Source organism: Corynebacterium sp. MSK006 (assembly GCF_030232385.1).
In the GTDB taxonomy this organism is placed as follows: Bacteria; Actinomycetota; Actinomycetes; order Mycobacteriales; family Mycobacteriaceae; genus Corynebacterium; species Corynebacterium frankenforstense_A.
The window spans coordinates 1-24,711 of record NZ_JASPJZ010000001.1; the positions used below are offsets into that span (position 1 = coordinate 1).

A 24,711-nucleotide genomic window follows, 5' to 3' on the forward strand; every position below is an offset into this window, starting at 1 on the left:
GAGCTGGCCGCCGCCGTCGCCGAGTCCGCGGGTGAACTGGCCGAACGCGTCGCCGCCGCCACCGGCCGGGCGGCGGAGGCCCGCGAGGCCGCCGCCGAGCGGCGCACCCTGGCCCAGGCGCACCAGAACGAGGCGCGTCGGGCCGAGCAGTCCGCCCGCAGCGAGCGCGACCGGCGCTCCCAGGCCGCCCACGAGGCCGAGATCAAGCTCAGCCAGGCCCAGGTGCGCGCCGATGAGACCGAGCACACCACCGTCGAGCGCCTCGGCGTGCCGGTGGCCGACCTGCTCGCCGAGCACACCCCGGGCGAGGACTTCGACGTAGCCGCTGAGCGCAAGCGCCTCAAGCAGGCCGAGAAGGACCTCGGTGCCCTGGGCAAGGTCAACCCGCTGGCGCTGGAGGAGTACAAGGCCCTCGAGGAGCGCCACAGCTACCTGGCCACCCAGCTGGCGGACGTCGAGGAGGCCCGCGACGACCTGCGCGGGGTCATCGAGGACGTCGACGCGCGCATCCTGCAGCTGTTCACCGACGCCTGGCACGACGTGGCGAAGGAGTTCCCGAGGGTCTTTGCCACCCTCTTCCCGGGCGGCGAGGGGCGCCTCGTGCTCACCGACCCGGAGGACATGCTGGGCACCGGCATCGAGCTGGAGGCCCGCCCGCCGGGCAAGAAGGTGCGTAAGCTCTCGCTGCTCTCCGGCGGCGAGAAGTCGCTGACCGCGCTGGCGATGCTCGTTGCGATCTTCCGCGCCCGGCCGAGCCCCTTCTACGTGCTCGACGAGGTCGAGGCCGCCCTCGACGACGTCAACCTGCGCCGCCTGATCAACCTGCTCGTCGAGCTGCGCGCGGACTCCCAGCTGATCGTGATCACCCACCAGAAGGCCACGATGGACGTGGCCAACGTCCTCTACGGGGTGACCATGCGCGGCGACGGTGTCACACGCGTGATCAGCCAGCGCATGCAGCCCGCCGGCTGGACCGGCCCCGCGGAGTCCGGTGCCGTGTCCTCCCCGGACTCCGCACCCGCGCCCGGCGCCGCGGCGGGGAACCCTGTTCCGGGTGGCGGCGCCGAGGTGCCGAACTAGGCTCGTGAGGCATGCCCCGCGGCCTCGTCCGGGCCGCCGCCACAACTGAAACGACGACAACCGCAGACACCACAGACAAGGAGCCCGTATTCCATGAGCGCCGGCCGCCCCGCCGAGGCCACCCCCTTCGCAGATCCCACCGACACCCTGCTGGGCTGGGCGTCCCGCAGCGAGCTGACCTTCGGTGAGGCGATGGCCGCCCACCCGTGGTTCCCCGCGGCCGGCTACACCGACGACCAGCTCGAGCGCACCGAGCGCCTCTACGGCACCTTCCTGGCCCGCCAGGTTGCCGCCGGAGCGGAGCTGTCCGACCTGCTCGGCGTCACCCCCTCGCTGGCGTGCGCGACGCTCATCGCGCGCGCCGGCCGCCTGCGCGAGCCTGACGCCCTGGCCGGGGAGTACGTCGCCGGTCTCGGCCTCGAGGGTACGGAGGGGCAGGAGAAGCTCATCGCCGAGTTCGCCGACGGGCTCCCCGCCCGCGTCGGCCTCGAGGCACCCGAGTCCGCCACCCCGACCGAGGTGCTCACCCTGCACGCCGGGGTCACCGCCGCGGAGGTGCCGGGTCTGATCGAGATCCTCGACGCCGCCTCGCCGGCCGCCGACGCCGACGTCGGGGCCCTGGTCACCGACCTCGCCGAGCGTGCCGAGGAGCTGCCGCTGACGGCCGCCGTCATGCGCATCGCCCCCGAGCGCGGCCGCGAACTGATCGCCGGCATCGAGGCCGTGCGCGCCTTCAGCCTGGCGCACCCGACCTCCTGGCTCGACCGCGACCGCTCCGGGCTCGAGCCCGCCCTGCCGCGGCGCGTGGAGCTGGCCGTCGTCGCCGAGCTGCGCGAGCGCCCCGTCGGCACGCCCGAGCGCGCCACCGCCGTCGGCGTCGCCCCGCGCGAGCTGCGCCCGCGCCTGATTTTCGACGCCGTGCGTGACCGCGTCTGCCTGCGTCTCCCGGAGCAGCGCGTGGCCGCCGCCCCCGGCGCCGACGACGCCGAGCCGCAGGTGACCTGGCGGGTCACCCAGGGCGGCACCACCCGCGTCTTCCGCACCCAGCGCCCCTGGGGCGAGGAGGTCTACGCCGAGGCCCTCGACGTCGCCGTCGAACAGCCGGTGCGCGAGGTCACCGTCGCCGACACCACCAACGGCATCACCTGGGTCGTCGACGTCGTCGACGGCGAGGACCCGGCCCTGATCTTCGCCGCCAACGGCCAGGACATCACCGACAAGGCCTCGCTGCACCACTCCCGGATGACGGTGCTGGTGCCCGCCGACGCCCGGCTGGTCGACGTCGTCACCGGCGAGGACCTGCCCGTGACCGACTCCGGCGAGATCCAGGGCTGGGCCGGCTGGGAGCACCGCGTCATCGACGCCTCCCAGACCGCCAGCCTGCAGGTCGTGCGCGCCGGCAAGGAGCCCAGCGCCATGCTGCCGCTGCGCTCGGTCGACCCGCGTCAGCGCGTGCGCTTCGTGCACCCCGCCGAGCCCGTCGCGGGCCTGCGCACCCACAACCGCCTGCCGGTCAACCCGGCCGGACTCATCGCCGAGTTCCCGCCGACGCTCTCGGGCAGCGACGAGATCTGGCAGCTGTCCATCTCGGCCTACGCCGGTGTCGGCGAGCCCGCCGAGGAGATCGCCGAGCCCGAGCCGCTCGAGGTGCCCGCCGAGGGCGGCGAGTTCGCCGTCTTCGACCCCGAGGCCTACGACTCGCCCTGGGTCGGCGAGTACCTGGTGCGCCTGAAAGGCCCGCGCAACGAGTCCTTCCGCCACCGCTACGCCGTGGTCGAGGGCCTGGGCCTGCACGGCGAGGTCGAGGGCGAGACGGCCGTGCGCATCCCCGCCGGCGCCGGGCTGTCGGTGGTGCACGGGCGCATCACCTGCGGCGAGAAGGAGTTCACCGCCGAGCCCGCCGAGCCGGTGGTGCCGGCCACCGAGGCCGGCTGTGAGATCGTCTTCGCCACCGCCGACGGCGACCGCCTGCCGCTGATCTGGGCGCCCGAGGCCCTGCGCTTCGAGCTGGTCCTGACCACCGAGCCGCCGCAGTGGCGCACCAGCCGCATCTGGCTGAATTCCCGCGAGGTCGACCCCGCCGGCCGCCTGCGCGTGCGCGCCGGCCGGGGGCTGAAGGACGTCAAGGTCACCGTGCGCAACCGGCACGGCTCGCCGGTGCGCACCGAGACCCTCGAGCTCGAGGACCCGGTGACCTACTCGACCGCCACCGCTGGCATCGCGCACGCCGTGGCCGTCATGCCCGAGGGCCGCATCGACCTGGAGTGGACCGACCCGGCCGCCGGCCGGCGCATCTCGGTGGCGCTGGCCCGGGTCAGCTCCGTGCCGCACGCCACCTCGGTGACCGTCGAGGACGGCGAGCTCGTCTTCGCCGACCTGGCCGCCGACCGGGACCTGGCCGCCTGGGTGTGGCCGGCGACCGCCCCGTGGGCGCCGGCGCGCACCGTCGGAAATCTCGCCGAGCGCACCGCACTGCCGGAAGGCATCGTCGGCGCCGGCGAGCTGACCGTTCAGCTGCACTCGGCCGACCCGTTCTCGGCGCTGCGCGCGCCCGAGCGCCCGGCCGCCGGCGCGCTCACCGCCGAGCAGGACGGCTACCTGACCGACCAGTCGGAGGCCTTGACCGCGCTGTCGGCGTTCTTCTCCGGGGCCACCGAGGAGCCGCCCGCCGGCGGCGAGGTGCTGCCGGTGATCTGGGACCACTTCGGCGCCACCCCGCGCGAGCGCGAGGTCGCCCGCAGCGTCTTCCAGGCCGAGCCGGCCCGAGCGCTGCTGGCGCTGTCGGCCTCGCTGGTGCCCGCGCACCTGCAGCCCGGCCGGATGATCTCCTCGGGTCTGGTCACGCTGCCGATGACCGGCGGCGAGGAGGTCTCGGAGCCGGGCCGGCACCGCTCGGCGTGGATCTCGACGATGCTCACCCTCGGCGAGCTCTCCGAGGCCATCGACGAGGGTGCGGCGGGCCACGACACCGTGCGCGGGCTGCTCTCCCGCCTCGAGGAGCTGGCCGGACACCGCCTGGTGGAGACCGTGCTCACGGGCCGCGACGCCACGCTGGACACCGCGGTGATCGACAGCTCGACGGTGCGCATCAGCCACATGGACCCCGCGCAGCAGGAGCAGCTGATCAAGATGTTCTTCGCCAGCGCGGACATCGTGCCCGGCCCGGCGATGGACGACGGCCAGCGGCTCATGGCGGTCTTCGAGACCTTCCGCCGCCGCGACGAGCTCACCGAGATCGTCGCCAGCGAGGGCCTGATCAAGCCGGCCGTCTCGCTGCTGCGCGCGGTGCGCGGCGCCAACCGCGGGCTGTACTCGGCGGCGCGCGTGCGCTTCGACAAGATCGACGGCGTCAACACCGAGGACCGGGGCAACGCCTGGGCCCTGGCCCCGGTGGTCTCGCTGGTCTTCGCGCTGGCCGCGCGCCTGCACGCCCACGAGATGCTGGGCAAGTCGGCGAAGCTGGACCAGGCCGCCGAGGGCTGGGCGCAGCTCGCCGACGTCGTGCCCGACCTGGTCACCGGCGACCTGATGTCCGCCGAGGCGATGGTCATCGCGGCGAAGGCCGCGCGGTCCGCCCGCTGACCGGGCCGCCGGGTCGGGAGGCGTCTCCCGCCCGGCCATCGGAGGGGTGAGCCGCACGGGGCGGGGGCCTCGTGCTGCGCGGGGGCGGGTGGACCTGCCATCATGGGGCCATGACGAACTCGACCATCCTCATCATCGGCGGCATCGTCCTCGCCGTCGTCATCATCCTTCTCATCGCGCTTGTCGTCATCGGACGCAAGCGCGGTGAGGCCAAGACGGTCTCCTTCACCCCCAAGGAGGAGAAGGAGGAGCCGAAGGAGCTGACCCAGCAGGAGAAGTCCGGCAACTACCAGGCCAAGGGCGGTTTCAACTTCGCCGCCGGCGGGGGAGCGGCCCCGGGCGCGGCGGTCAGCGACTTCACCGGTGAGAAGAAGGCGGAGAAGCAGCCCGTCGCCGAGGCGGCCTCGAAGCCGGAGCCGAAGGTCGTCGACGAAAAGAAGCCGGAGGTCCCGGAGCCGAAGGTCAAGGCCGAGAAGTCTGCGGCTGAGCAGGTCGAGCCGAAGGAGGCCGAGACCGAGAAGCCCCAGAAGGCCGAGCCGGTCGAGGAGAAGAAGCTGGAGCCGAAGGTCGTCGACGAGAAGGAACTGGAGGTCCCGGACTCTGACGTCGACGCACCGGTCGCCGACGAGCCCGCCGTCGTCGACACCGAGGTCGTCGCGCCCGTCAAGAACGAGTCGAAGGGCGCTGCGGGTGCCGCGGCCGTCGGTGCCGCGGGCGCTGCGGGCGTCGCCGGTGCCGCCGCCGCAGCGGGGGACGTCTCCGCCGACGAGAAGTCCGAGGACAAGGCCGAGGCTGAGGCCCCGGCCGAGACCCCGGAGCAGGAGACCACCGAGTCGGAGGCCCCGGCCGAGCCCGAGACCGAGGCGCCCGCCGAGGAGACCCCGGAGGAGATCGCCGACGACGCCGTCGACGAGGCCTCCACCGAGGACGACTCGGCCACCGAGGCCGAGGCCGAGGAGGCCGCCGCCGCGGCCGCCGTCACCGCGGACGCCGCCGAGGAGGCCCGCGAGTCCACCGAGGTGCCGGCCGAGCCGGCCGTCTCCCCGGAGCCGGAGGAGCCGGTCGAGGAGATCGCCCCGGCCGCCGGCCGCCTGGGCCGCCTGCGCGGCCGCCTGTCGCGCTCGCAGAACATGATCGGCAAGTCCGTGCTCGGTATCCTCTCCGCCGGCGACCTCGACGAGGACGCCTGGGAGGAGATCGAGGACACCCTGATCATGGCGGACCTGGGCACCAAGGTGACCATGGAGGCCGTCGAGAAGCTGCGCGAGCGCATCGCCGAGCGCGGCGTGTCCAGCGAGGCTGAGGCCCGCGCCATGCTGCGCGAGGTGCTCATCGAGGTCGGCCGCCCCGAGCTCGACCGTTCCATCAAGGCCATGCCCTACGACGGCAAGCCCGCCGTCGTCCTCATGGTCGGCGTCAACGGCACCGGCAAGACCACGACCACCGGCAAGCTCGGCCGCGTGCTGGTCTCCATGGGCCACAAGGTCCTCTTCGGCGCCGCCGACACCTTCCGCGCGGCCGCCGCCGACCAGCTGGAGACCTGGGGCCGCCGCGTCGGCGCGACCACCGTGCGCGGCAACGAAGGCGCCGACCCGGCCTCCGTCGCCTTCGACGCCGTGGCCCGCGGCATCGAGGAGCACGCCGACGTCGTGCTCGTCGACACCGCCGGCCGCCTGCACACCTCGGTCGGCCTGATGGACCAGCTCGGAAAGGTCAAGCGCGTCGTCGAGAAGCGCGCCAAGGTCGACGAGGTCCTCCTCGTCCTCGACGCGACCGTCGGCCAGAACGGCCTGATGCAGGCGCGCACCTTCCGCGACGTCGTCGACATCACCGGCGTGGTGCTCACCAAGCTCGACGGCACCGCCAAGGGCGGCATCGTCTTCCAGGTCCAGGAGGAGCTCGGCGTGCCCGTCAAGCTCGTCGGCCTGGGGGAGGGCGCCGACGACCTGGCGCCCTTCGAGGTCGAGGGCTTCGTCGACGCCCTGCTCGGCTAAGAGCCACCCCGTCGGCGGCCCGGCCGACAGGCCCGCCGGACAACCCACCAGCTGACCGGCGGGCATCCGGACAAGAACCCGCAGAGTGACATGCCGCACACTCTGCGGGTTTTGTCTTCGGCGATAAACCTATAGGGCTACAGGGAGAAACTGTCAAGACATCCCGACCAGGAGGAAAGACCATGAACCCCACGGAACTGGCGGCCGCGACCGGCGACTCCGCCTGGATGCTGGTCGCGGCGTCACTCGTGCTGCTGATGACGCCCGCCCTCGCCTTCTTCTACAGCGGCATGAACGGCAGGGCCGCCACCCTGAACATGATGATGTCCTTCGGCGCCCTCGGCGTCGTCGCCGTCGTCTACGTGCTGTGGGGCTGGTCGATGTCCTACGGCACCCGCTCCATCGCCTGCGTGGTCGCTGACCCCTTCGAGTGCTTCGGCCTCCACGGCACCGTCACCGACGACGCGGGGGAGTACCTCGTGGGCGCCAACGGCTACGCCAACATCATCGACGTCGGCTTCCAGCTGACCTTCGCGGTGATCTCCACGGCGATCATCTCCGGCTCGCTCGCGGCCGCGCTCTTCGGCGCCGACGCCGAGGACGAGGCGCTCATCGAGCCCATCGACTTCGCCGGCGGCACCGTCGTGCACATCTCCGCCGGCACCGCGGCCCTCGTGCTCGCGCTCGTCGTCGGCAAGCGCCGCGGCTTCCCCGGCAATGTCTCGCGGCCCTCCTCGTTGCCGCTGGTCATGCTCGGCGCCGCGATGCTGTGGTTCGGCTGGTTCGGCTGCAACGGCGGCTCCGCCTTCGCTGCCGACGGCCTGGCCGGCCTGGCCTGGCTGAACACCACCGTCGCGGCGGCCGCGGCCATGCTCGGCTGGCTCTTCTGCGAGCGCCTGCGCGACGGCCGGCCCACCAGCCTCGGCGCCGCCTCCGGCGTGGTCGCCGGGCTCGTCGCCGTCACCCCGGCCGCCGGCGACCTCGTGCCGGCCACCGCGGTGCTTCTCGGCGGGATCGGCGGCGTGCTCGCCTGCCTCGGCGTGGGGCTGAAGTACCGCTTCGGCTACGACGACTCCCTCGACGTGGTCGGCGTCCACCTCGTCGCCGGCCTCTGGGGCACCGTCGGCGTCGGCTTCATCGCCACCGACACCGGCCTGTTCACCGGCGGCGGCGTCGACGGCCTGAAACTGTTGGCCATCCAGGTCATCATCGCCGTCGTCGCCATGCTCTTCGCCGGGGCCGTCACGGCCGTCATCGCCCTGGCGCTGGCCAAGACCGTCGGCTGGCGCGTCGACGCCGAGGCCGAGCACGACGGCATCGACCTCGCCGAGCACGCCGAGTCCGCGCGCGACCTCGGCGGCGACCGCCCCGGCACCTCCCGTGGGGCGCTTGCCGCCCCGGTAGAATCGAAGGCCACGGTCCCGACCGCCCCCGCCGTGCCGCGGGAGGTGCCGGCCACCGGCCGCGACGAGCGCGACGCCTGAGCCGCAGCAGAGTCCACCTCGAGAACAGGAGCCAGTACCGCGATGAAGCTAGTCACCGCGATCGTCAAGCCGTTCACCCTCACCGACATCCGCGCCGCCCTCGACCAGGCCGATGTCCACGGCATGACGGTCACCGAGGTCCAGGGCTACGGCCAGCAGCGCGGCCACACCGAGGTCTACCGCGGTGCCGAGTACGCCACCGACTTCGTGCCCAAGGTCAAGGTCGAGGTCCTCGTCGCCGACGACCAGGTCACCGACGCCCTCGACGCGATCATGCAGGCCGCCTACACCGGCAAGGTCGGCGACGGCAAGATCTGGGTCAGCCCCGTCGACCGGGTGGTGCGCGTGCGCACCGGCGAGGTCGACGACGACGCCCTGTGACCGCGTGACGCCGCCGCGCACCACCCCGCCCCGCGCCCACGGCGCGGGGCGTACTGCACCCGCCGCCGACGGGGCGGGGCCCGCGACGGCGACCGCCGCGGCGTCGGCAATCGAGCGCCGCAGGCTCGCCACGCTGGAACTGCCCGCAGGCACCGCCCTGGCGGCCACCGGCTCGCTCGCCCGCGACGAGCTGACCGGCCACTCCGACCTGGACCTGGTGCTCATCCACCGCCCCGGCGCCGCCCCCGAGGCCGACGCCGTCGAGGCCGTCTGGGACGCCGCGCGCGCCTCCGGGCGCCACGTCGACCACGCGCTGCGCACCCCGGCCGAGAACGCCGAGGTGCTCGCCGCCGAGCCCATCGCCGCGCTGGCGCTGCTGGACCTCTCGGCGGTGGCGGGGGAGGCAGCCCTGGTCGAGGAGGCCCGCCGGCTCGTGCGCACCGCCTGGCGTCGCGAGCTGCCCCGGCGCCTCGACGCCGTGCTCGACGCGGCGATCGAACGCTGGCGGCGCTCCGGCTCCGTGGTCGCCATGACCCGTCCCGACGTCAAGCACGGCCGCGGGGGCCTGCGCGACCACGAGCTGCTGCGCGCCCTGGCCCTGGCCAACCTCTGCGACGCGCCGGCGCTCACCGACGAGCGCGACCTGCTGCTACGCGTGCGCGCCGCCCTGCACCGCCTGGCCCGGCGCCGCCGCGACATCCTCGACCCCGAGTTCGCCGCCGACATCGCCGTCGAACTCGGCTTCGCCGACCGCTTCGACCTCGCCCGCGGGGTCGCCGACGCCGGGCGGGCCATCGACGCGGCGCTGACCGCCGCCGTGGCCGGCAGCCGCGATGTGCTGCGCACCCCGGCGAGGCGGGAACCGCGCCGCCCGCTCGACGTCGACGTCGTCGAGTCCGGCGGTCAGGTGCGCCTGGCGCGCAACGCGGCGCTGGAGGACCCCGGCCTGCCGCTGCGCGTGGCCGCCGTCTCCGCGCGCACCGGCCTGCCCGTGCCGGCGGCGACCTGGGACCGGCTCACCGGCGCCCCGGGGCTGCCGCGGCGTCTGCCCAAGCCCGCCGCCGCCGACTTCGTCACCGCCCTGTCCTCACCGCTGCGCACCGCCGAGAACGTCGCCGCGCTCGACGCCCGCGGCCTGTGGACGCCGCTGGTGCCCGAGTGGGACCGCATCCGCGGGCTGATGCCGCGCGAGCGCACCCACGTCCACACCGTCGAGCGCCACACCCTCGAGACCGTCGCCGGCTGCGCGCGGGTGGCCATCCACGTCTCGCGCCCGGACCTGCTGCTGATCGCCGGGCTCTACCACGACGTCGGCAAGGGCAGCGGACGCCCGCACGCCGCCGTCGGCGCCGAGGCCGTCGCCCGCCTCGCCGGCCGCCTCGGCCTGCCGCTGCGCGACCGCTCCTGCCTGCAGACCGTGGTGGCCGAGCACTCCACCATCGCGCGCATCGCCGCCCGCCGCGACCCCGACGACCCGGCGGCGCTGGGCGAGCTGCTCGACGCCACCGCCCACGACCTGCGCACCATCGAGCTGCTCGCCGCGCTCGTCGAGGCGGACTCGAAGGCGACCGGACCCGGGGTGTGGACCCACCAGCTCGCCCTGTGCCGCGACACGCTGCTTGCCGCCGCGCGCCGCAGGCTCTCGCGCTTCACCCCGGTCGCGCCCGTGGTCTCCGCGCCGGCCGGCGGCGAGATGTCGCTCGTGGAGCGCGGGGAGGGCCGCAGCGTGCTGCACTGGCGCGGCCGGCCCGGTGAGCTCTCCCGACTGGTCGCCGTGTGCAACGCCCTGGCCTGGGTGATTGACCAGGCGCGCTGCCGCGTGGACCCCGAGGGCCTCCTGGTCACCGAGCTCGAGGTGCGTGGCAGTCTCGGCGGGCGCCTGGACCTGCCCGGCTTCCGCCAGGCCTTCCTCTCCGGGGTGCACACCACCCCGCCGGTGCCCGCGCCGGGGCCCGTCGCCGTCAGCTGGGAGGGCCGCTTCGTCGACGTGCACACCCGCGACCGCCCCGGCGTGCTCGCCGTGCTCGCCGACGTCCTGCCCGAATTCGAGTGGCTGACACTGACCACGGCCGGGGCCACCGTCACCGCGCGCGCGGCGTTGCGGGTCCGTCCCGGGGTGGCCGAGAGACCCGCGCTTGATGACGCCGTGCGCGCCGGGCTGGGCGGAATGTGACCGGTCCCCGTTGCGACGGCTACCATGGGTAGGCAATTCGCTTGAGGAGCCACGACCACGAGGGAGCGTAACCACACGTGTTTGAGTCACTGTCCGATCGTCTCGCAGGGGCGCTCAAGGGCATCCGGGGCAAGGGCAAGCTGACCGAGGCGGACATCAACGCCACCGCCCGGGAGATCCGCCTGGCCCTCCTGGAGGCCGACGTCTCGCTGCCGGTCGTCCGCGGCTTCATCAAGCGCATCAAGGAGCGCGCCGCCGGTTCCGAGGTCTCGCAGGCCCTCAACCCGGCCCAGCAGGTCATCAAGATCGTCAACGAGGAGCTCACCGACATCCTCGGCGGCGAGACCCGCCGGCTGAACCTGGCCAAGCGCCCGCCGACGGTGATCATGCTCGCCGGCCTGCAGGGCGCCGGTAAGACCACTCTGGCGGGTAAGCTCGCCCGCCACCTGGCCAAGCAGGGCCACACCCCGATGCTGGTGGCCTGTGACCTGCAGCGCCCGGGCGCGGTCCAGCAGCTGCAGATCGTCGGCGAGCGCGCCGGGGTGCCCACCTTCGCCCCGGAGCCGGGTGCCACGCTCGAGTCCGCCAACGAGGAGGAGGCCCACTCGGGCACCGTCTCCCACGGCGACCCGGTGGCCGTGGCGCGCGCCGGTGTCGAGGAGGCGCGGCGCACCCAGCACGACGTCGTCATCGTGGACACCGCCGGCCGCCTGGGCATCGACGAGACCCTGATGACGCAGGCCCGCGACATCCGCGACGCCGTCGAGCCCGACGAGGTCCTCTTCGTCATCGACGCGATGATCGGTCAGGACGCGGTGACCACCGCCGAGGCCTTCCGCGACGGCGTGGACTTCACCGGTGTGGTGCTCACCAAGCTCGACGGCGACGCCCGCGGCGGTGCCGCCCTGTCGATCCGCGAGGTCACCGGCAAGCCGGTCATGTTCGCCTCCACCGGTGAGAAGCTCGACGACTTCGACGTCTTCCACCCGGAGCGCATGGCCAGCCGCATCCTGGGCATGGGCGACGTGCTCACGCTCATCGAGCAGGCCGAGGGCATGGTCGACGAGCAGACCGCCCAGAAGACCGCACAGAAGATCGGCACCGGCGAGCTGACCCTCGAGGACTTCCTCGAGCAGATGCTGATGATCCGCAAGATGGGTCCCCTGGGCAACCTGCTCAAGATGCTGCCCGGCGGCAAGCAGATGGACCAGATGGCCGACATGGTCGACGAGAAGCAGCTCGACCGCATCCAGGCCATCATCCGCGGCATGACCCCGGCCGAGCGTGAGAACCCCAAGATCCTCAACGCCTCGCGCCGCAAGCGCATCGCCAACGGCTCGGGCGTGAAGGTCTCCGACGTCAACCAGCTGGTCGACCGCTTCTTCGAGGCCAAGAAGATGATGGGCAAGATGGCCGGCCAGTTCGGCATGGGCGGCTCCAAGCGCAGCGCCACCAAGAAGCGCCCGAAGGGCCGCAAGAACAAGAAGGGCAAGCGCAAGGGAGGCGGCGGCCGCAAGGCCCCGCAGATGCCGGGCATGGGCGGCGGCATGCCGAGCATGGCCGAACTGCAGAAGATGCAGGAGCAGATGGGTGGCGCCATGCCCGGGATGGGCGGCGGCATGCCGGGCCTGGGCAAGATGAGCATGCCCAAGCTGCCCAAGGGCATGGAGAACATCGACCTGGACAACCTCGACTTCGGCCAGGGAAAGAAGAAGTAGGGGAGAGTCCCCGGACGGCGGAAGGCGCCACCAGCAGAGATGCGCAGGTGGCGCCTTTGCCGTGGGCGGGGCCGGCGATGGTCCGAGCCGGGGTGGCCGAGGCCGTCAGGCCCGCCGGGGCCGGCCGGGGCCGGGGCCGTCTGGCGCCCGGCAGGCCGCGGTGGGTTACTGCTTGGCGATGCCGTAGGAGTTGTAGAGCTTGACGGTGCGCTCCTCGCCGCCGTGGAGGTCGCCCTCGACGAAGTAGAAGTCGATCTTGAAGGTCTCCGGGGTCACGGTGTAGACCGCGAAGGTCTGCAGCTGCGACTGGCGGTCGTTCTCGTGCGACTCGGCGAAGCGGTCGACCTGGTTGGGCTGCTCTGCGATGTCGTAGAGGCCGTTCCAGAGCTCGACGTCCTCCTCGGTCATCCAGTCGAGCTTCGGGCGCACGTGGTGGACGTGTTCGGCGCCCTTCTGGTAGATCGCGTCGTAGTTCTTGGTGCCCGAGGTGTTCGGGATGACGTAGGTGACGCCGTCGGGGTTGATGTGGTGCTCGACGCCGTCGATCTCCTTCTTCTCGGTCTCCTCGACCTCGCCGTAGGCGTAGTTGTCGGGGGTGTAGACCAGCGACTTGGTGCGCGTCAGGTTGTGGTCGTGGCCCTGCATGACCACGTCGACGTCGAGCTCGTCGGCGAGCTTGACGAACTCCTCGCGGGTGACCTGCACGTCCTCGTCCTGCAGCGCGTGGTAGGACGCGGAGTAGACCGGCTTGTGGTAGGCCAGCACGATCCAGTCGGCGTCGTCGGCGCGGGCCTTCTTGATGTCGGCCTTGGCCCACTCCAGCTGCTTGGTGCCGACGGCACCCTCCTCCGGGTTGTCCTCCGACTCCTTGTTGTCGTTGGTGTTGAGGACGACGAAGTGGGCGCCGGCGTAGTCGTAGGAGTAGTAGGAGCCGCCGTCGACGGCGTCGTTGGCCGCCGGGACGTTGGTGTGCTCGTTGAAGGCCTCGGTGTCCTTGCCGTCCTGCCAGCCGACGGTGTACTCGTCGTGGTTGCCGGAGGTGTAGGCGTGCGGCAGCTTCATGTTGGGCTCACGTGACATGTCCAGGTTGTCGACCCACTCGTCCTCCACCTGCGCGGTCTCGACGAAGTCGCCGGTGTGCAGGGCGAAGTCGGCGTCGGGCGCGACCTCGAGGGCGTGGTTGAGGGTGTCGGCGCCGTAGGCGGCCTCGTTGTTGACGTTGGCGTTCCAGTAGGCGTTCTGGGTGTCGGTGTAGTGGATGAACTGGAACTCGTCGCTGTCCGCGGCGGCGGTGCGGAAGGAGCCGGTCTCCGAGAAGCCCTCGGCCTCGCTGCCGAGCTGGTAGTAGTACTGCGTGTCCGGCTGCAGGCCGGAGGCGGTGGCCTTGTTGGTGTGCTCCTTGACCTCCTGCAGGCCCAGGTAGCCCAGGTCGCTGCCCTCCGCGGTCCACTGGGTGTTCTCCAGGGTGATCTGCTCGTCGGTGAAGTAGCCGAGGATCTCCTCGGGCTCGCCGTTGTCGTCGAGCAGGAACTCGCCCTCCTCGTCCGTGGTCACCGAAGCGTAGATGTAGTAGCCGTCGGCGTCGCGCTCGGCGTACTCGGAGGTGACCTCGGCGGTCTCGGCGGGGAACTCCTGGGCGTCGGCGAGATCCTCGGAGGTGGACACGCGCACCACGGGGGAGTCCGTGGCGTCGGTGGTGTACCAGTTGAAGGACATCGAGGTCGAGGGGTCCTCGGGGATGTTCATCGCGATGCGGTTGGGCTCGTTGCTCTTCTCGACCTCGGCGACCTCCGGCTTGGTGTCGCTCAGCTCGATCAGGTCGAGGCCGTTGCGCTCGCCGTATACCGGATCGACCTCGGAACTGGCCGAGGTGGTGGTCTCCTGGGACTGCTCGGAGTCGGTGCCGGAGCAGCCGACGAGGACGCCGCGGCGGCGACCACGGCGGCGGTGGCCCGGCAGGGGCGGAGGGTGGTGGACACGGGTGGGCTCCTGTCGGGTTCAAAGGCTGGGTTCCACCTGAAAATTATCGTCGCTTATAAGTAATGCCAGGTGACCGACAGGTCTCTGCAAGATGAGTTTTTTGCCTGTTGAACAGAGATTCGTACGGAGGCCCGTCACGGTCGCATCCGTGCTACTGCGTCGAGGAAGACGCCCCTGTCGTCGCAGTAGAACTCGATCGCCGTGACGTCAACACGCCCCTTGTGCAGGTCCTCCGCGGTCACCGGCGGATCCGTCACGAGGCGGACGTTGACCTCGCTGAGCACCGGGACCCGGGCCTCGCCGTCGTCGATGACGAGATCGCCCCCTTGTCCGGGGCGCACCGCCCGCGCGCCGTCCAGGTTCTCCCAGGGAATCTCGCAGACGAACCTGTCGCCGTGGCGCAGACGCAGGCCCCGCGGCCCGAGCAGGTGCGGATTCCTGCGCACCGAGGTGTAGAAACCGAGCAGCAGCATCAGCGCGTAGACGCTCAGGATGAACAACAGGATGCGCCAGAAGCGGCCGGGCACCGCCAGGTGGACGACGACGATCTCGACGGCGACCAGCCCGAGGATCAGAAAGACCACGGTCCGGAGATTCCGGTACCCCGGATGCGCCTCATCTCCGGCGGGGACGGCTGGGCGGCCGAAGACGCCGGCGAAGGATCGCAGCGAGTTGACCTCGGAGACGAGCAGCGCCAGCGCCTTCCTCGGGACCCCGAACCTCGAGGCGGTTGCGGACAGCGAAACGGCCCACGAACCCGCCCGCCGCCGGTCGACCACCATGCCGGTGAACAGCAGCGCCAAGGCCACGGCGACGACATTGAGAGGCACCGGCACCCACCAGACTGACAATGACGAGGACACCGCAGTGAAGACCAGTAGTGCGATCTCGGCGCCGACGCCGATCGCCAGCAGCGCCCGGAATGCGGTCTTCATTGCCTTGCCCTCCTCGTGGTCGGGAGGGCCGCTGTGCGGTGCATCACTCATCTCTTCGGCGATCATAACATTCGGTGGGGCGGCCCGGGCTCAGGGAGCCGCGGCTCGCCCGCTCGGCCTCGAGCGTGCCGGCCACAGGCTTCCGTCTAGAGCATGTCCTCCGGGCAGACCCCGTTGCGGTCGCGCGCGAAGCGGTCGGCGCCGGCGCGCAGCAGCATGTCGACGATCTGCGAGTCCGGTAGGTTGTGCGCGCAGGCCTGCCACAGCGCGGTGCGCCCGTCGTTGTCGCGGGCCTCGATCTCGGCGCCGGCGGCCAGGAGCTGCTCGACGACCGCCTCGGCGCCCGCACGGGCGCCGTGGTGCAGGGCGGTGGCCCCCGCGACGTCGGAAAGCGCCACGTCCGCGCCACGGTCGAGCAGGGCGGCGGCGACGAAGAGGTTGTTGCGCCCGGCGGCCAGCATGAGGGCCGTGCGCCCGTCGGTGGTGCGCGCGTCCACCCCGGCGGTGGCCAGCAGGCGGTCGAGGCCCGCGATATCGGCGGTGAGCACCAGGGACTCGAGACGCGAGTCGTCGACGTAGCGGATCACCGCGTAGCCGCGCCGGGCGGCGGGAAGCAAGCTCACGCGTGCATATCTTACCCCTGTGCGCAGGCGATTTCCATGCTCGTGCGGTCGCGGGTAACCTTGATCGGGTTGTGTGCCGTTACCTGGCGCGCACACCCCTGCGTCATCGCCGCAACCGACCCCGGTCGGCCGGCCTGATCACGGCGCAGGTTAATCCCAAGGGTTGAACCGGCCCGCCGGACGAGACGGCGGGTGTCAGAACTGCCCAGTGACCAGAAAGGTGGCCCCTCCATGGCCGTCAAGCTCAAGCTGCAGCGCATCGGTAAGCTGCGCACCCCGCACTACCGCATCATCGTCGCCGACTCCCGCTCCAAGCGCGGCGGCAAGGCGATCGAGAACCTCGGCATCTACCAGCCGAAGGTCGAGCCCTCCTACATCCGCCTCGACTCCGAGCGCGTCCAGTACTGGCTCGGCGTCGGCGCCCAGCCGACCGAGCCCGTGCTCGCCATCCTGAAGGTGACCGGCGACTGGCAGAAGTTCAAGGGCCTGCCGGGCGCCGAGGGCACCTACAAGGAGCCGGAGGCCAAGCCCTCCAAGCTCGACCTGTTCAACGCCGCCCTCTCCGAGGCCAACAACGGCCCGTCCGCCGAGGAGGTCCTCGAGGCCAAGCGCAAGGAGCGCGAGGCCGCCGAGGCCAAGGCCGCCGCCGAGAAGGAGGCCGAGGAGAAGGCCGCCGCCGAGGCCGCCAAGGCTGAGGAGGAGGCCGCTGAGGCCTCCGAGTCCGAGGAGTCCACCGAGGAGGCCGAGGAGAAGTCCGAGTAAAGGATCTCCCGGCCCCGGGTGCACCCCGGGACTGAGACAAAGGGCCGCAGGTTGTTCCTGCGGCCCTTTTTCGTGCGCTCAGTCCTCCGCGCCCGCCTCGTCCGGCGTGTGATCCGCGCCCGCCGCGCCCGCCTCGTTCGGGTCCTGCGGCACCGAGTGCCGCTCGCCGGTGAGCATGCTCAGCAGGAACACCGACTCGCCCTCGTTGTCGGCCAGGGCCTCGATCCAGTGCACCAGACCGGCGGGCATGTGCACCACCACCCCGGGCACCAGGTCGACGACCTGCCCGCAGCCGCACTCGCAGCCGTAGCGCACGTGGCCGGTCAGGCACTGCACCGTGATCGGGTGGGCCGCCGAGTGCCGGATCATCGACTGACCGGGCCGGAAGCGCATCGTGATCAGGTTGACCCCGTCGCCCTCGAGCAGGCGCTGGACGGCCGGCCGGTTGCCGGAGCGCGGCGCAGGGGCGAGGCGCAGGACCTTCTCGCCGACGCGGGTGAGCGGCCAGTGCCCGGACGCGTGGGCGGCGGCGCGGCTGGCTTGGGCAGCGGAGCGGTGGTGGCCATGAGGTCGACCTTACCCCGGAAGAGTCATTTGAGCCGAAGAGAGTCGTGGAAAAGATTTGGCGGGACGCATGCGTTGACGCCTTCCGGCGGTGGTCGGTCGCCTACAGACGTCCGGCCGGCGCCCTCAGAGGCCTTCCCAGCAAGGCCGCGTATAGCAAGGGCGTTCCTCGACCCAGCAAGGCGTCCGCCTGCTATAGAGGAGCTTGCTGGGTAGGAGCGCCACGGGCAGGGTAGGAGCGCCACGGGCAGGGTAGGAGCGGTGCGGGGCCAGGGTAGGAGCGCCGCGGGCTGGGTAGGAGCGCCACGAGCAGGGCAAGGGCGGTGCGGGGTCGGGGCAGGAGCGCTGCGCCCCCAGCACACCGCACGGCTGCCGGTGCCGCCTGTCTCCGCTGCCAACTACCGACCCGGCCGCCACACACAAGCGTCGCCCGGCCCCACATGGGGAACCGGGCGACGCTCAGGCGTTCAGCCGCGGACCTTACTTCCCGCCGCGCGGGGCGGTGGTGTGGTCCTTGGCGGTCTCACCCTCGGCGTAGAGCGGCATGTCCGCCTTCGCCTTGTAGTACGGCGCGTTGTTCGGCGCCAGCGGCTTGCGGCCGCGGATGAGGTCTGCGGCCTTCTCGGCGACCATCATCGTCGGCGCGTAGATGTTGCCGTTGGTGATGTTCGGGAAGACGGAGGCGTCGACCACGTAGAGGTTCTCGGTGCCGTGCACGCCCATGGTGTCCGGGTCGACCACGGCCATCGGGTCGGAGGCCGACCCCAGCTTCGCGGTGCAGGAGGGGTGCAGCGCGGTCTCGGCGTCGTTGCGGACCCACTCGAGGATCTCCTCGTCGGACTCGACGTCCTTGCCGGGCGAGATCTCGTAGTCCCAGTACTCGCGCATCGCCTTGGTGTCGAGCAGGCGGCGGGATACCCGCACGGCCTCGACCCACTCGCGGCGGTCCTGCTCGGTGCGCAGGTAGTTGAACAGGATCGACGGCTTCTTGCGCGGGTCCTTGCTGGTGATGCACACGTGGCCCTTGGTGTCGGAGTACATCGGGCCGACGTGGAACTGGAAGCCGTGGTCGGAGTCGGACTTCGTGCCGTCGTAGCGGATGGCCGCCGGCAGGAAGTGGAACATCAGGTTCGGGTAGTCCTCGTCGTCGTTGGAGCGGGCGAAGCCGCCGCCCTCGAAGTGCGAGGAGGCCACCGGGCCGGTCTTGGACAGGATCCACTGCAGGCCGATGAAGGGACGCTTCCACAGCTTCAGGGCCGGCTGGATCGAGACGGGCTTGGTCACGTTGTACTGGATGTAGACCTCGAGGTGGTCCTGGAGGTTCTCGCCGACGCCGGGCAGGTCGGAGACGACGTCGATGCCGTTGGACTCCAGCAGCTTCCGGTCACCGACGCCGGAGAGCTGCAGCAGCTGCGGGGTGTTGAAGGCGCCGCCGCAGAGGATGACCTTGTCGGCGGTCACGCGGCGCTTCCTGCCCTTCCACTCGTACTCGACGCCGACGGCCTTCGCGCCCTCGAAGAGCACCTTGGTGGTGAAGGCGCGGGTGCGCACCTCGAGGTTGTCGCGGTCCTTGACCGGGTACAGGTAGGTGCGGGCGGCGGAGAGTCGCTTGCCCTTGTGGATGTCGCGGTCGAAGGGGGCGAAGCCCTCCTGGCGGTAGCCGTTGACGTCGTTGGTCAGGTTGTAGCCGGCCTCCTGCACGGAGCGGAAGAAGGCCTGGAACAGCGGGGAGGTGGCCGGCCCACGGGTCAACTTCAGCGGGCCGTCGTGGCCGCGGCGCGGGTCGTCCGGGTCGGCGGCCAGCGCGGTCTCCATCTTGTTGAAGTAGGGCAGGCAGTGGGCGTAGTCCCAGTTCTCCATGCCCTCGTGGTTTCCCCACTTCTCGTAGTCCATGGGGTTGCCGCGCTGGAAGATCATGCCGTTGATGGAGCTCGAACCACCCAGCACCTTGCCGCGCGCGTGGTAGATGCGCCGGCCGTTCATCTCCGGCTCCGGCTCGGACTCGTAGCCCCAGTCGTAGTGCTTGTTGCCGATGGGGAACGAGAAGGCCGCCGGCATGTGGATGTAGAGGTCCCACCAGGAGTCCGGGCGGCCGGCCTCGAGGACGAGCACGTCGGTCTCCGGGTCCTCGGTCAGCCGGTTGGCGATCACGGAGCCCGCGGAGCCGCCGCCGACGACGATGGCGTCGCGGTGCTTGTCCTGGATGAACTCGTAGTCGTCGGACTTGCCGGTCAGCTTGCTGAAGAAGTTCGAGATTGCGCTCATGCGTTCCTTCCGTTGGCTGTAGAGGGACGGCGATTACCCGGGCGCAATTCTGCGGGTCACGCCCGGTCGGTCGTAGTCGCCGGAAGCGTTCCTTCTCGCGCTTTTCACGCGATTGGACAAAGTACTACTTTAATCTAAATGGACCTATATGTCAACTATAGAAGCCTGGGGTGCTGGCTATAAAACCTGGTTAGAACATATTTCCGCACGGGTGGTCGAAGCCGTCGGCGCTGGCAGCGTCGTAAATTTCCAGCTTTATGCAAGCGCATTGTGGGACGTTTAACGCAAAGTAAACAGGCGGAATAAAAAGTGTTAATGCGGGTGGAAATGCGGTCAATTGACGACGCCCCCGGCCGGGCGCGCGCTCACCGTGTGCGCGGGCGGTGCGGGTAGCATTGCCGGACATGGAACTGAGGATCGGACGGGTGGTCAAGACCCACGGCATCCGCGGCGAGGTCGTCGTCGACCCGACCACGGACACCCCCGCGGAGCGCTTCGCCGTCGGCGAGCACCTCGTCGGGCGCCGGCACGGACGCACCCACGAGCTGACCGTCGCCGGCGTGCGCCCGCACAAGGGCCGCCTGCTCGTCAGCTTCGAGGAGATAGCGGACCGCACCGCCGCCGAGAGCCTGCGCGGCACCCAGTTCTTCGCCGCCCCGCGCGAGGACGCCGACGACGACGGCTACTACGACCACCAGCTCGAGGGCCTGGCCGTGCTGCGCGCCGGCGAGCGCATCGGCACGGTCACCGGTGTCACCCACGCCCCGGCGCAGAACCTGCTCGAGATCGGGCTGGACGGCGGCGGCGAGGCGCTGGTGCCCTTCGTCGCCGACATCGTCCCCGAGGTCGACCTGGACGCCGGGACGCTGACCGTCGACCCGCCGGAGGGTCTGCTCGACCTCCAGGGCGGCTAGACTGCGCCACGTGCGCCTCGACGTCATCACCATCTTCCCCGAGTACCTCGACCCCCTGCGCCACGCCCTGCTGGGCAAGGCCATCGAGCAGGGCCGCCTCACCGTCGGCGTGCACGACCTGCGCGACTGGGCGCCGGGCGTGCACCAGTCCGTCGACGACTCGCCCTACGGCGGCGGGCCCGGCATGGTCATGAAGCCGGAGGTGTGGGGCCCGGCCCTCGACGACGTCGCCGCCGGGCGCGCCGGCCACGAGCTGGCCAGCGCCGAGCCCCACCGCGACGCCGCGCGCCACGACGAGCTCAACGGCGTGGCCCCGCAGGCCTACCCCGGCGAGGACGCCGACCTGCCGCTGCTGATCGTGCCGACGCCCGCGGGCCGGCCCTTCACCCAGTCCGACGCGCGCGCCTGGTCCGCCGAGGACCACATCGTCTTCGCCTGCGGGCGCTACGAGGGCATCGACCAGCGCGTCATCGACGACGCCGCCGGCCGCTACCGTGTGCGCGAGGTCTCCATCGGCGACTATGTGCTCATCGGCGGCGAGGTCGCCGCCCTGGTCATCGCCGAGGCCGTGGTGCGGCTCATCCCCGGCGTGCTGGGCAACCGGCGCAGCCACGAAGAGGACAGCTTCTCCGACGGGCTGCTCGAGGGGCCCTGCTATACCAAGCCGCGCAGCTGGCGCGGGCTCGACGTGCCCGAGGTGCTCTTCTCCGGCGACCACGCCCGCGTCGACCGCTGGCACCGCGAGCGCTCCCTGGAGCGCACCTGGCGGCGCCGGCCCGAGCTGCTCGACGCCGCGGAACTCACCGCGGCGGACAGGGACTTCCTCGCCGGACTCGCCGAGGCCGCCGAGGCCGAGCCGGCGGGCGCTGGAGACGACGCCGCCGGGGCGGCCGCCGGCCGCGCGGTGCACTGCGACCTGCAGCTGCTCATCCCGCCGGTCGAGTGGCCCGCGATCGCCGAGGCGATGCCGGGCACGCTCGCCGCCGCGGGTGTGGCCGGCGCGCAGATCTGGGCCGCCGAGACCGACTTCACCTGCGAGCCGGACAACATGCTGGTCACCGAGTACGCCCAGCGCGAGGGCCACCCGCCGATCGCCGAGGTGCTCCACCGGGTCACGGTCACCGGCACCACCGAGCTGGAGCTTCGCGAGGTGACCAAGGCCGTCGTCGCCGCCCTGCCCAAGGGCGCCTACTGGTACGGCTCCTCCTACGAGGGCGGCGTCGACCCCGAGGCCGGCGACGCCGGCTCGGCCGCCTGCGCCTGGCAGGGCGACGACTGACGCTCGCGGGTCACCGCGCCCGGCGCCGGTGGCGGCGCACCGCCTCGCGGTTGGCGCACGCCGGCGAGCAGTAGCGCTGGGTGCGGTTGCGCGAGCGGTCGGCGAAGACCGCCTGACAGCCCTCGGCCGCGCAGGTCGCGATCGCGTCGGTGCCGCGCTCGATGAGGAAGAGAGCGGTGCCCACCGAGAGCATCGTGCACACGATCCGCGCCGTGGACGCCGGCGCCGGGCGGTAGTGCAGGTGCCAGCCGTCGCCGGCGTGGTTGGTCAGCTGCGGCGGGCCCGCCCAGGCCGCCAGGAGCTCGTTGACCCGCCCGATGCGTGCGGCCTCGTCCGTTCCGGGGTCCGGCACCGCGGCCCAGTCGTCGAGGAAACCCAGCACCTGCTCGAGGTCCCTCCCGGTCGTCTTCTCCTCGAGGTTGAGACCGTGCTCGGCGCAGACGGCGTCGAGCTCGACGGGGGAGGAGGGCGGCCGATTGCGCAGTGCACAGGCGAGAACCGCCGCGTCCGAGCCGTAAGGGTTGATATGCATAATGCCATTACACCAGACTGAGGTCCATGACTGACGTACTTGCCGCGGGACTGCCCTGGGAGGGTTCCCTCGGGGACGCGGGCCTGTGGCTCGCGCTGCTGGCACTGCTCGCCGTCGGGATCGCCGCCGGCATCGTCGACGCCACCACCGGTGGTGGCGGCATGCTGCAGATCCCCGCGTTGTTCGCCCTGGCCGGCCCCGGCGCCGGTGCCGTGGCGCCGATCATGGCGCTCAATAAGGTCTCTGCTGCGGTGGGAAACGCCGTCTCCTTCACCCGCTTCCGGCGGACCGAGGGCGTGGCCAGCCCTGACGGGCGCACCACCGCGGTCGCGCTCGGGGCGGGGCTTCCCGGCGTGATCGCCGGCGTGTGGCTGGCCAGCAGGCTGGACACCGACCAGTTCACCCCGTTGCTGGTCGCCTCCCTGGTCGTCGTGCTCGCCTACGTCCTGCTTATCCAGCCGAAGGTGCGCGTGCCCGAGCGCGCCGGGGTGCCCACCGCCGGGGTGCTCGCGGGCATGGCCAGCGGTGTGATCGTGCTGGGCTTTTACGACGGCCTGCTGGGGCCTGCCACCGGCAGCGTCCTCATCCTCGTCATGCAGTTCGTGCTGGGGGCGGGCCTGCGCACCGGCCTGGCCACCGCCAAGCTGGTCCAGCTGTCGTTCAACCTGACCGGCGCGATCTCCTATGCGCTGGTCGCCATGCCCGCGCTGGCCGCCGTCGTCGCACTCTCGGCGGGCAACGCCGTTGGTGGCTGGCTGGGCACCAAGATCGTCGCGCGCATCGACGACCGCGTGCTGCGCCTGCTCGTCGCCGCCGGCGTGGCCGGTGCCATCGTGCTCACTGTCACCACGCGCTGACCGGCGGGCCCTCGGCCGTCCTGGCGCGGTCGGCCGACCGCTGAAACCGGAAGTTTAATTCTTTCGAATGTGTCTGAAAATACGCGGAAGTGTGTCCGATTAGACGTGGGATCGCGCCCGGTTGGTTTCCGGTTTCCTGGTTAAGCGAAATGATATTGACAGGCACTGTCAATCGATCCGAAAGTGAGCTACCATGCTGGCTTCACTTCTCGACCCCTCCTCCGGGGTCGCCATCGTGCTGCAGATTCTGGTGATCCTCGGCTGTCTGCTGATGGGCACCCGCTTCGGCGGCATCGGGCTGGGCCTCATCTCCGGCATCGGCCTGGTCATCCTCGTCTTCCTTTTCGGCCTGACCCCCGGCGAGCCGCCGGTCTCGGTGATGCTGACCATCGTCGCCGTCATCGGTTGTGCGGCCACCCTGCAACAGGGCAAGGGCCTCGACGTGATGATGCAGTTCGCGGAGAAACTGCTGCGCAAGAAGCCGGAGATGGTCACCATCCTGGCGCCGATCACCACCTGGTCGCTGACCGTGCTGTGCGGCACCGGCCACGTCGTCTACACGATGTTCCCGATCATCCAGGACATCGCGCTGAAGAAGGGCATCCGCCCCGAGCGCCCCATGGCCGTCTCCTCGACCGCCGCCCAGATGGGCATCACGGCCTCCCCGGTTTCGGTGGCCACCGTCTCCCTGGCCTCCATCCTCGCCGAGAACGCCGGGGTCACCCACACCTCCTTCTCCATCCCGTAGATCCTCATGGTCGCTATGCCGGCCTCCCTGTGCGGCGTGCTGCTCGCCGCACTGTGGTCGATGCGCCGCGGCAAGGACCTGGACAAGGACCCGGTATTCCAGGAGCGCCTGAAGGACCCGGAGTTCGCCGCCCAGCTCGAGGGCCAGGGCCAGACCCTGATCGGCAAGACCTTCCCGCCGTCGGCCTACCGGGCCGTGTGGATCTTCTTCACCGTCATCATCCTCGTGGTCATCCTCGGCGCCTTCGAGTCGCTGCGCCCGTCCTTCCCGGACGACGACGGCGCCGCCAAGCCGCTGTCGATGAACCTGGTCATCCAGATGCTCATGCTCGTCGGCGGCGCGATCATGCTGATCGCCTGCAAGGTCAACCACAGGAAGATCGCCTCGACGGCCGTCTTCAAGGCCGGCATGACCGCCGTGTTCTCCGTCTTCGGCGTCGCCTGGATGGCGGACACGTTTTTCTCCGCGCACCTCGACCAGCTCACGAACGTCCTCGGCGAGGTTGTCGCCGCCGCCCCGTGGACCTACGCGCTGGCGCTGCTGATCACCTCGAAGCTGGTCAACTCCCAGGGTGCGGCCCTGGTGGCCATCGCCCCGATCGGCCTGGCCCTCGGCGTGGACCCGGTGGTCGTCATCGGCTTCTGCGGCGCCGCCTATGGCTACTGGATCCTGCCGACCTACCCCTCGGATCTGGCCTGCATCGGCTTCGACACCACGGGAACGACGCGCATCGGCAAGTTCGTGATCAACCATTCCTTCCTGATCCCGGGCGCGATCTGCGTGCTGACCTCCTGCGTCGTCGGCTCCGGCCTGGCGCAGCTGCTGCTCTAGGCGTGATCG

The 24,711-nt window shown here is 71.3% G+C and carries 16 protein-coding genes and 2 pseudogenes; 12 read left to right on the forward strand and 6 right to left on the reverse strand.

What is annotated here, in order from left to right:
• The 7 genes from QQA02_RS00005 to ffh all read left to right on the forward strand — a co-directional run.
• Nucleotides 1-1,080: AAA family ATPase (locus QQA02_RS00005; protein ID WP_284862882.1), on the forward strand; the 1,080-nt coding region annotated here is incomplete at its 5' end.
• 93 nt (nt 1,081-1,173) lie between these two features.
• Nucleotides 1,174-4,662 carry a hypothetical protein gene (locus QQA02_RS00010; RefSeq protein WP_284862883.1) on the forward strand — a complete coding sequence of 1,163 codons (3,489 nt, stop codon included), beginning with the start codon at nt 1,174-1,176 and terminating at the stop codon, nt 4,660-4,662.
• Nucleotides 4,663-4,772: 110 nt separating this feature from the next.
• Nucleotides 4,773-6,656 (forward strand): signal recognition particle-docking protein FtsY, encoded by a 1,884-nt coding sequence (gene ftsY / locus QQA02_RS00015; RefSeq protein ID WP_284862884.1) that lies wholly within the window; start codon nt 4,773-4,775, stop codon nt 6,654-6,656.
• A gap of 182 nt (nt 6,657-6,838) precedes the next feature.
• Nucleotides 6,839-8,140, forward strand: a complete 1,302-nt coding sequence (locus QQA02_RS00020; protein ID WP_284862885.1) for an ammonium transporter — start codon at nt 6,839-6,841, stop codon at nt 8,138-8,140.
• Between the two features lie 42 nt (nt 8,141-8,182).
• Entirely contained in the window at nt 8,183-8,521 is a 339-nt protein-coding gene (locus QQA02_RS00025; protein ID WP_284862886.1) for a P-II family nitrogen regulator, read from the forward strand.
• Between the two features lie 4 nt (nt 8,522-8,525).
• On the forward strand, nt 8,526-10,694 hold the full coding sequence (locus tag QQA02_RS00030) for an HD domain-containing protein (protein ID WP_284862887.1): 2,169 nt from the start codon (nt 8,526-8,528) through the stop codon (nt 10,692-10,694).
• 77 nt (nt 10,695-10,771) lie between these two features.
• Nucleotides 10,772-12,412, forward strand: coding sequence for a signal recognition particle protein (ffh, locus tag QQA02_RS00035; RefSeq protein ID WP_284862888.1), 1,641 nt, complete (start codon nt 10,772-10,774; stop codon nt 12,410-12,412).
• A 165-nt stretch (nt 12,413-12,577) separates the two neighbouring features.
• Here ffh and QQA02_RS00040 read toward each other — a convergent pair whose 3' ends face one another.
• The 3 genes from QQA02_RS00040 to QQA02_RS00050 form a co-directional block, all read right to left on the reverse strand.
• Nucleotides 12,578-14,158, reverse strand: a complete 1,581-nt coding sequence (locus QQA02_RS00040) for a purple acid phosphatase family protein (protein WP_284862889.1) — start codon at nt 14,156-14,158, stop codon at nt 12,578-12,580.
• Nucleotides 14,159-14,526: 368 nt separating this feature from the next.
• A complete protein-coding gene (locus QQA02_RS00045; protein WP_284862890.1) occupies nt 14,527-15,393 on the reverse strand; it encodes a hypothetical protein in 867 nt (288 codons plus the stop codon).
• A gap of 80 nt (nt 15,394-15,473) precedes the next feature.
• On the reverse strand, nt 15,474-15,950 hold the full coding sequence (locus tag QQA02_RS00050) for an ankyrin repeat domain-containing protein (protein ID WP_284862891.1): 477 nt from the start codon (nt 15,948-15,950) through the stop codon (nt 15,474-15,476).
• Nucleotides 15,951-16,181: 231 nt separating this feature from the next.
• On the opposite strand from QQA02_RS00050, the gene rpsP reads away from it, so the two are divergent.
• Nucleotides 16,182-16,712, forward strand: a complete 531-nt coding sequence (gene rpsP / locus QQA02_RS00055; RefSeq protein WP_284862892.1) for a 30S ribosomal protein S16 — start codon at nt 16,182-16,184, stop codon at nt 16,710-16,712.
• A gap of 78 nt (nt 16,713-16,790) precedes the next feature.
• On the opposite strand, the gene QQA02_RS00060 is transcribed toward rpsP, so the two are convergent.
• The gene (locus QQA02_RS00060) at nt 16,791-17,105 is read right to left on the reverse strand and encodes a cupin domain-containing protein (protein ID WP_284862893.1); all 315 of its coding nucleotides are present in this window, start codon (nt 17,103-17,105) and stop codon (nt 16,791-16,793) included.
• Nucleotides 17,106-17,756: 651 nt separating this feature from the next.
• Complete coding sequence (betA, locus tag QQA02_RS00065) at nt 17,757-19,541, reverse strand: choline dehydrogenase (RefSeq protein ID WP_284862894.1); 1,785 nt, start codon at nt 19,539-19,541, stop codon at nt 17,757-17,759.
• Between the two features lie 404 nt (nt 19,542-19,945).
• Here betA and rimM point away from each other — a divergent pair, with 404 nt between their 5' ends.
• Nucleotides 19,946-20,455 (forward strand): ribosome maturation factor RimM, encoded by a 510-nt coding sequence (gene rimM, locus QQA02_RS00070; RefSeq protein ID WP_284773255.1) that lies wholly within the window; start codon nt 19,946-19,948, stop codon nt 20,453-20,455.
• A 10-nt stretch (nt 20,456-20,465) separates the two neighbouring features.
• Nucleotides 20,466-21,281 (forward strand): annotated as a pseudogene (gene trmD, locus QQA02_RS00075) (tRNA (guanosine(37)-N1)-methyltransferase TrmD); the annotation flags it as partial.
• A 463-nt stretch (nt 21,282-21,744) separates the two neighbouring features.
• Here the strand turns inward: trmD and QQA02_RS00080 are convergent.
• On the reverse strand, nt 21,745-22,266 hold the full coding sequence (locus QQA02_RS00080; RefSeq protein ID WP_284862895.1) for a CGNR zinc finger domain-containing protein: 522 nt from the start codon (nt 22,264-22,266) through the stop codon (nt 21,745-21,747).
• A 26-nt stretch (nt 22,267-22,292) separates the two neighbouring features.
• Here QQA02_RS00080 and QQA02_RS00085 point away from each other — a divergent pair, with 26 nt between their 5' ends.
• Both QQA02_RS00085 and QQA02_RS00090 read left to right on the forward strand, forming a co-directional pair.
• Complete coding sequence (locus QQA02_RS00085; protein ID WP_284862896.1) at nt 22,293-23,123, forward strand: sulfite exporter TauE/SafE family protein; 831 nt, start codon at nt 22,293-22,295, stop codon at nt 23,121-23,123.
• 193 nt (nt 23,124-23,316) lie between these two features.
• Nucleotides 23,317-24,702, forward strand: a pseudogene (locus QQA02_RS00090) (anaerobic C4-dicarboxylate transporter).
• The last annotated feature ends 9 nt before the right edge of the window (nt 24,703-24,711 follow it).

What these genes read in the sequence shown, in the direction of transcription:
- rimM (WP_284773255.1), top strand. Translation starts at nt 19,946, where the DNA reads ATGGAACTGAGGATCGGACGGGTGGTCAAGACCCACGGCATCCGCGGC.
- QQA02_RS00080 (WP_284862895.1), bottom strand. Translation starts at nt 22,266, where the DNA reads ATGCATATCAACCCTTACGGCTCGGACGCGGCGGTTCTCGCCTGTGCA.
- QQA02_RS00040 (WP_284862889.1), bottom strand. Translation starts at nt 14,158, where the DNA reads ATGAACATCCCCGAGGACCCCTCGACCTCGATGTCCTTCAACTGGTAC.
- QQA02_RS00045 (WP_284862890.1), bottom strand. Translation starts at nt 15,393, where the DNA reads ATGATCGCCGAAGAGATGAGTGATGCACCGCACAGCGGCCCTCCCGAC.
- rpsP (WP_284862892.1), top strand. Translation starts at nt 16,182, where the DNA reads ATGGCCGTCAAGCTCAAGCTGCAGCGCATCGGTAAGCTGCGCACCCCG.
- betA (WP_284862894.1), bottom strand. Translation starts at nt 19,541, where the DNA reads ATGAGCGCAATCTCGAACTTCTTCAGCAAGCTGACCGGCAAGTCCGAC.
- QQA02_RS00060 (WP_284862893.1), bottom strand. Translation starts at nt 17,105, where the DNA reads ATGCGCTTCCGGCCCGGTCAGTCGATGATCCGGCACTCGGCGGCCCAC.
- QQA02_RS00085 (WP_284862896.1), top strand. Translation starts at nt 22,293, where the DNA reads ATGACTGACGTACTTGCCGCGGGACTGCCCTGGGAGGGTTCCCTCGGG.
- ftsY (WP_284862884.1), top strand. Translation starts at nt 4,773, where the DNA reads ATGACGAACTCGACCATCCTCATCATCGGCGGCATCGTCCTCGCCGTC.
- QQA02_RS00025 (WP_284862886.1), top strand. Translation starts at nt 8,183, where the DNA reads ATGAAGCTAGTCACCGCGATCGTCAAGCCGTTCACCCTCACCGACATC.
- QQA02_RS00010 (WP_284862883.1), top strand. Translation starts at nt 1,174, where the DNA reads ATGAGCGCCGGCCGCCCCGCCGAGGCCACCCCCTTCGCAGATCCCACC.
- QQA02_RS00020 (WP_284862885.1), top strand. Translation starts at nt 6,839, where the DNA reads ATGAACCCCACGGAACTGGCGGCCGCGACCGGCGACTCCGCCTGGATG.